We start from the raw sequence: 6320 nt of genomic DNA on the forward strand, positions 1-6320 counted from the left end.
CTCGGGGCAGCGGATTCGGCTGGATTCGGGAAACGGGCTGCGCCAGGGTGTCGCCGCGCGCGGTAATCGGACCGCCCGCCTGACGGTCGCCGGGGGGCGGTGAGCGATGACCTATTGCGTCGGGATCCTGGTGGAAGAGGGTCTCGTCATGATCGCCGATACCCGCACGAATGCGGGACTCGACGACATCTCGACGTACCGCAAGCTCCACATGTTCACCAAGCCCGGCGAGCGGGTTCTGGCCCTCGCCTCGGCCGGCAACCTCTCGGTCACCCAGTCGGTGCTCTCGCTCCTGACCGAGGGCGTCGAGGATCCCGATACCGGCAAGCCCGAGACGATCTACGACGCGCCGACGATGTTCCGCGCCGCGCAGCTCATCGGCCGGGCGATCCGCAAGGTGCGGGCGATCGAGCGCGCCGGCTTCGAGGCGGCGCAGCTGCGCTTCGAGGTGTCGTTCCTGTTCGGGGGCCAGATCGGCGACGGGCCGATGAGCCTCTACATGATCTACTCCGCCGGCAACTTCATCGCCTGCAGCCAGGACGCGCCGTTCCTGCAGATCGGCGAGCACAAATACGGCAAGCCGATCCTCGACCGGGCTGTGACCTACCGGACCGACATCTACGACGCCCTGAAGGTCGGTCTCGTCTCGATGGACTCGACCATGCGGTCGAATCTCGGCGTCGGCCTGCCGATCGACCTCACGGTAATCCGCCGCAACACCTGCGACACCGAGGTGCTGCACCGGATCGAGGCCGGCGAACCGTATTTCCACGACCTGCGCGAGCGCTGGTCGGCGGCCCTCCGGGCGGCCCACCGGGCGATCCCGCGGCCTCCTTATGGGCCAGGGGTGAAGTAGAGGCGGGGCTGGTTCACCTTTTCCCACCCGCGACCTCAGGATGAGGTCGTGGGTGGGAAAGTGAAGCTTTCGAGTGGTGATAACCCGGTACTAATATCAACGGTCGAAAGAAAACGACCTTTGGTTCCGTTCTCGAATTTTCGTCAAGCCCAAGGTCTCGGGCTTCTGGGCTCGGCTTCGAAAATTCGAGATCGGTCATCGGCCCCGTCGATCTCGGGCTTGCCCGAGATCGAAGTTGATGCTCGGGCTTGCCCGAGATCGAAGTTGATGCTCAGGCCTGCCCGAGATCGAATCGATGCGTCAGCATCCTGGGCCGATGGTATAAGTCACATCGCCCGTGTCATTCCGGGACCACGGAGCGGAGCCCGGAATCCTGAAACTCAGGTGCAAAAGAATATAGCGGCGGGCTGTCCGCTCTGTCCTGAGCCATCAGCGGTTCTGGAACCCGGTCTCCGCTGCGCGGCCCCGGGAAGATCCTGCGAGGTGGGACGGCAGGTGGTGCATCCCTGCCGCCGAGCAAGAAGCCCGAATCCGCCCGATCTCACTCCGCCAGCGGCCGCGCCTCCTCCGGCAGCATGATCGGGATGCCGTCGCGGATCGGGTAGGCGAGCTTGGCCGAGCGGCTGATCAGCTCCTGACGCGCGGAATCGTAGTCCAGCCGCTCCTTGGTCAGCGGGCAGACCAGAAGCTCGAGCAGCTTCGGGTCGATGCGGGTGGCCTCGGCGGGGAGGGGGGAATCGGTCACGGGTCGTCCTTCCGGTATGACGGATCGCGACGGAATAGCCCAAAGCGCGGGCTATTGCAGCGTCGGCTCGCTGCCCGATCCCCGCACCAGCTCCATCTCGGTCACGGCGATCAGCACCTCGGCCCGGGTCTTGAGGTCCGAGGCCTCCAGCATCGCCTGCTTCTCGCGCGGGCCGAACGGGCTCATCATGCACAGGGCATTCACCAGGGCCTCGTTCGGCGCCTCCTCGATGCCGGCCCAGTCGACCTTGAGGTCGTTGGCGTCGACGAAGTCGCGCAGGGCCTTCAGCACCCCGGCGCGATCCACCGCCTCCTCGCCGGCGCGGGCGTGGAAGTCGCTCTCGAACGGCGCGAAGGTGACCTTGCAGCGGCGATAGCCCGTGGTCGTGGACATCTCCTCCTCGATCCGGAACCGGGCGATGCCGGTGAGCGAGATCAGGTAGCGGCCGTCCCCGGTCTCGGCGAACTGGGTGACCCGGCCGGCGCAGCCGACACGAAACAGCTTGGGCGACAAGGCGGTCTCGGCGGATTCGACGTCCGGCTGGATCATGCCGATCACCCGGTCGGTGCGCAGGGCGTCGTCCACCATCGCGAGGTAGCGCGGCTCGAAGATGTTGAGCGGCATCTGGCCTCGCGGCAGCAGCAACGCGCCGGGAAGCGGGAAGACCGGGATCACGGCCGGGCAATCGGCCGGGCCCTTATAGGCGACGTTCATGCTCATCAGCGTCGCTCCCGCGCGGATCGAAGGGGGCCCGGGCCTGTTCGTCTCGGCCCGGGCTCGCACCAGACGTTCTAGGGCGCGGCCCTCCGGCGTGAATACCTGCCCGGTGGATTGCCGCGCCGGTGATGCACTTCCGCACGCCTCAGGAGAACATCAGGGTCGACAGCTTGCGCCGGCCGCGGATGGTCATCGGGTCCATCGGCCCCCAGGCCTCGAACAGCTGGAGCAACTGCTTGCGGGCGCCGTCGTCGTTCCAGGAGCGGTCGCGGCGCACGATCTCGATCAGCTGGTCGACCGCCTCCTGCTGCTGGCCCTTGGCGTTGAGGCCGAGCGCGAGGTCGAACCGGGCCTGGTAATCGGCGGGATCGGCCTCGATCCGGCGCTGCAGGCCGGCGAGGTCGCCGAGCGACGCCGCCTGCTCGGCGAGCTCGATCGCCGCCTTCACCGCGGCGATGGCCGGATCCTTGGCGGCCTCGGGCGGGGCCGCCTCGAGGAAGCGGCGGGCGCCCTCGACGTCGTCGCGGTCGAGAAGGAGGCGGGCGAGCGCCGCGATGGCGCCGGCATGGCCCGGCTCCTGGCCCAGGACCGCGGCGTAGATCTCGGCGGCGGCATCCGGGTCGCCGGCCTCGGCGGCGCCTTGCGCCTCCGCCATCAGGTCCTCGACCGCGGTCGGCCCGAGGGGGCCGACCAGGCGCTCGATGAAGGCCTTCACCTGGCCCTCGGGCAGGGCGCCCATGAAGCCGTCGACCGGCTGGCCGCGCTGGAACGCGATCACCGCCGGGATCGACTGGATGCCGAGCTGGCCGGCGATCTGGGGATGCTCGTCGATGTTCATCTTGACGAGCTTCACCTTGCCGCCGGCATCCTTGACGGCCTTCTCGATGATCGGGGTGAGCTGCTTGCACGGACCGCACCACGGCGCCCAGAAGTCGACCAGCACCGGCTGCTGCAGGGATTCCTGCATCACGTCCTGGCGGAAGGTCGCGGTGGTGGTGTCCTTGATCAGGGCGCCCGCAGGGGCGTTGCCGGCAGAGGCTTGGCCGGCCGCGGGAGTGTCGGTGAGCATCGATGACCTCGGGAGAACGGCCTTCACGTCGCGAGCCCGGAGGGCCCGCCGAACAGATGGGGTAGACCGGCCGCCCCGACCAGGGCAAGGCGCGGGAAGCCCGAAAACGCACGGGAAAACAGCGGCCGGGCGCGCCCGCGCGGCGCGCCCGGCGCTTCGTCACGCCACCGCGGGCGATGCCTGGCGCATCCGGCCGATCATCAGCGACATCAGCGCCGCCATCACGGCGGTGAGGCCGGCGACGAGGAAGGCCTCGAGGTAGCGGCCCTCCGACGCCCGCACCAGGCCGGCGCCGAAGGCGGCGGTGGCGGCCCCGAGCTGGTGGCCGGCGGCGATCCAGCCGAACACGATCGGCGCGTCGCGCTCGCCGAAGGCCTCGTTGGCGAGGCGCACCGTCGGCGGCACCGTGGCGATCCAGTCGAGGCCGTAGAACACCGCGAAGATCGACAGGCTGTAGAACGAGAAGTCGGTGAAGGGCAGCGCCATCAGCGAGAGGCCGCGCAGCCCGTAATAGACGAAGAGCAGCTTGCGCGGGTCGTAGCGGTCGGTGAGCCAGCCCGAGCCGGTGGTGCCGATGAGGTCGAACACGCCCATCAGCGCGAGCAGCCCCGCGGCCCGCACCTCCGGGATGCCCTGGTCGGCGCAGAACGAGATCAGGTGGGTGCCGACCAGCCCGTTGGTGGTGAGCCCACAGATGAAGAAGGTGCCGAACAGGAGCCAGAAATCGCCCTTGCGGCTCGCCCGCACCAGCCCGTCGATCGCGGCCCGGAACGGGTTGGCACGCCGCGGCGGCTCGGAGGCGGTGCCGGGGGCCGCACCGTAGGGGGTGAGGCCGATGTCGGAGGGGCGCTCCGGCAGCAGCCAGGCGACGAGCGGGATCAAGGCCGCGATGGCGCAGGCGACGGTGAGCACCACCGGCTGCCAGCCTCCGGCTTGCGCGATCGCCGCGAGGCCCGGCAGGAAGACCAGGGTGCCGGTGGCGGTGCTGGCGGTCAGCAGCCCCATGAACAGGCCGCGGCGCACCGCGAACCAACGGTTGACGACGGTGGCACCGAGCACGATGGCGACGCAGCCGCTGCCGAGGCCCGACAGCACGCCCCAGGTGGCGATGAGGTGCCAGGGCTCGCTCATAAAGGCGCTCAAGGCGGTCGAGCCCGCCATGAGGGCGAGCGCGCAGAGCAGCGTGCGGCGGATGCCGAAGCTCTGCATCAGCGCCGCGGCGAAGGGGCCGACGAGGCCGTAGAGGAAGATGCCGAGCCCGGCCGCGAAGGAGGTGGTGGAGCGGCTCCAGCCGAAGGCCTGCTCCAGCGGCAGGATCAGCACGCCGGGCGAGGCGCGCAGCCCCGCCGCCGCGAGCAGGCACAGGAAGATCACGCCCACCACCACGAAGGCGTAGTTCTGGCCGAAGGGCCGGGGCCTCGGCGAGGCGGGATCGGGTGCAATCGGGGTCGGGGAGGCGAGGCCCCGCGGCGACACGGTCGAACTCATGCTGGGACATCCTCCCCGAATCGTGCTAGGACGTTACGTACCGGTCAGTAACATCGTCAAGGGTGAAACATGGCGGAGGGGCATGACGGGAGCGCACCCGTCCGGGCCGGCGACCGGATCAGGGCGGCCGCCCGCGAGCTGTTCTACCTGCGCGGCTTCCGGGGTGTCGGCGTCGACGAGATCGTGGCCCGGGCCGGGGTGACGAAGCCGAGCCTCTACCGGGGCTTCGCCTCCAAGGACGCCCTCGTGATCGCCTGCCTGGAGGATTACGACGCAGGATTGCACGCCCGCCTCGACGAGGCGCTGGCGGCCCATCCGGACGACCCGCAGGCGGGCCTCGTCGCCTTCCTCGACGGGTTCGCCCGGCGCAGCGCCCGGCCGGGCTTCCGCGGCTGCGGCCTCACCAACGCCGTGGTCGAGTATCCTGAAGCGGATCACCCGGTGCGCGCGGCGGCGTGCGAGGGCAAGCGTGCGCTCCATGCCCGCCTCGCCGCGGTGGCCGCCACCCTCGGCGCCCGGGCACCGGAAAACCTCGCCGACGCGCTGCTCCTCCTCGTCGAAGGCGCCTTCGCCTGCGGGCAGATCTTCGGCGCCGACGGGCCGAACCGCTCCCTCGCCTCCGCGGCCGAGGCGCTGATCGCGGCGAGCCGGGCGTGATGCCAGCATCCCGCGCCGCACGATAGAATTCCGGCAATAAATCGGGGGGCGGTGGGAGCACGGCCTTGATTCTGTCGCCTTGATCGGTCGATACGCGAGAGTTGACGCCGATCGCGGTCCAAAGCCTCTTAAGGCAGCCTCTGGGCCGCGACCCCCGTGGAGTTGAGCGTATGACCCTCGTACGACGTTTCCAGGTTGCGCCGGCGCTGGTCCGCCTGATCCGCAAGGAGCGCGGCTCCTCCCGCATCACCGAAGGTTACTTTCCGCCCCAGTCCGGCCGGACCTCGTTCGTGCGCGTCGATGGCGGCCAGTGCCACCTCGTGCTCGTCACCTCCGACAACGGCTCGTCGAGCGAGGAGCGCACCGAGGTGCCGCGCGCCCACGGCGACGCGCTCCTCGACGTCTGTGCCGGCCGCGCCGCCTACGACCGGACCCAGGTCGCCCTCGGCAACGGCCGCGACGCCTTGATCGACCGCTACGTCGCCCCCGGCGCCGTCGACGTCGTCTCGGTGGTGTTCGACAATCCCGACGAGGCCAACGGTTTCCCCGTCCCGCCCTGGTTCGGCCCCGAGGTCAGCACCGACCCGGCCTATGAAGGCCGCAGCATCGCCCTCCAGGGCGTGCCGCAGCCCGGCGAGATCGGCCTGTCCAACGCCGCCCTCGACGCCGTGCTCGACCTGATCGAGCCGCGCTACGGCTTCGGCCGCTACGCCGCGCCGAGCCGCAACGGCGAGGAGGCCGGGGTGGTCAACGCCCTGCGCCGCCTCACCACCGCCCCGGCCCCCGAG

General features: G+C 70.0%; 7 protein-coding genes. 3 read left to right on the forward strand and 4 right to left on the reverse strand.

Annotation, left to right across the window (positions count from 1 at the left end):
- Positions 1-106 precede the first annotated feature (106 nt).
- Complete coding sequence (locus VQ03_RS03095) at positions 107-856, forward strand: proteasome-type protease (protein ID WP_048449388.1); 750 nt, start codon at positions 107-109, stop codon at positions 854-856.
- Positions 857-1397: 541 nt separating this feature from the next.
- On the opposite strand, the gene VQ03_RS03100 is transcribed toward VQ03_RS03095, so the two are convergent.
- The 4 genes from VQ03_RS03100 to VQ03_RS03115 form a co-directional block, all read right to left on the reverse strand.
- The gene (locus VQ03_RS03100) at positions 1398-1601 is read right to left on the reverse strand and encodes a Trm112 family protein (RefSeq protein ID WP_048449389.1); all 204 of its coding nucleotides are present in this window, start codon (positions 1599-1601) and stop codon (positions 1398-1400) included.
- Positions 1602-1652: 51 nt separating this feature from the next.
- On the reverse strand, positions 1653-2321 hold the full coding sequence (locus VQ03_RS03105; protein ID WP_048449390.1) for an LON peptidase substrate-binding domain-containing protein: 669 nt from the start codon (positions 2319-2321) through the stop codon (positions 1653-1655).
- Positions 2322-2463: 142 nt separating this feature from the next.
- Positions 2464-3387, reverse strand: a complete 924-nt coding sequence (trxA, locus tag VQ03_RS03110) for a thioredoxin (RefSeq protein ID WP_048449391.1) — start codon at positions 3385-3387, stop codon at positions 2464-2466.
- A gap of 159 nt (positions 3388-3546) precedes the next feature.
- The gene (locus tag VQ03_RS03115; RefSeq protein ID WP_083467742.1) at positions 3547-4875 is read right to left on the reverse strand and encodes an MFS transporter; all 1329 of its coding nucleotides are present in this window, start codon (positions 4873-4875) and stop codon (positions 3547-3549) included.
- A 69-nt stretch (positions 4876-4944) separates the two neighbouring features.
- Between VQ03_RS03115 and VQ03_RS03120 the strand changes: the two genes are divergently transcribed.
- Both VQ03_RS03120 and VQ03_RS03125 read left to right on the forward strand, forming a co-directional pair.
- Positions 4945-5532: a TetR/AcrR family transcriptional regulator gene (locus VQ03_RS03120; protein WP_048449392.1), complete on the forward strand. Its 588-nt coding sequence runs from the start codon at positions 4945-4947 to the stop codon at positions 5530-5532.
- A 170-nt stretch (positions 5533-5702) separates the two neighbouring features.
- On the forward strand, positions 5703-6320 hold a 618-nt coding region (locus tag VQ03_RS03125; RefSeq protein WP_048449393.1), incomplete at its 3' end, for a CYTH domain-containing protein.

This window comes from Methylobacterium tarhaniae (assembly GCF_001043955.1).
GTDB classification, from domain to species: Bacteria; Pseudomonadota; Alphaproteobacteria; order Rhizobiales; family Beijerinckiaceae; genus Methylobacterium; species Methylobacterium tarhaniae.

Bases quoted from the DNA above. Each gene is read 5' to 3' on its own strand.
- VQ03_RS03095 (WP_048449388.1), top strand. From the start codon at position 107: ATGACCTATTGCGTCGGGATCCTGGTGGAAGAGGGTCTCGTCATGATC.
- VQ03_RS03105 (WP_048449390.1), bottom strand. From the start codon at position 2,321: ATGAGCATGAACGTCGCCTATAAGGGCCCGGCCGATTGCCCGGCCGTG.
- trxA (WP_048449391.1), bottom strand. From the start codon at position 3,387: ATGCTCACCGACACTCCCGCGGCCGGCCAAGCCTCTGCCGGCAACGCC.
- VQ03_RS03115 (WP_083467742.1), bottom strand. From the start codon at position 4,875: ATGAGTTCGACCGTGTCGCCGCGGGGCCTCGCCTCCCCGACCCCGATT.
- VQ03_RS03120 (WP_048449392.1), top strand. From the start codon at position 4,945: ATGGCGGAGGGGCATGACGGGAGCGCACCCGTCCGGGCCGGCGACCGG.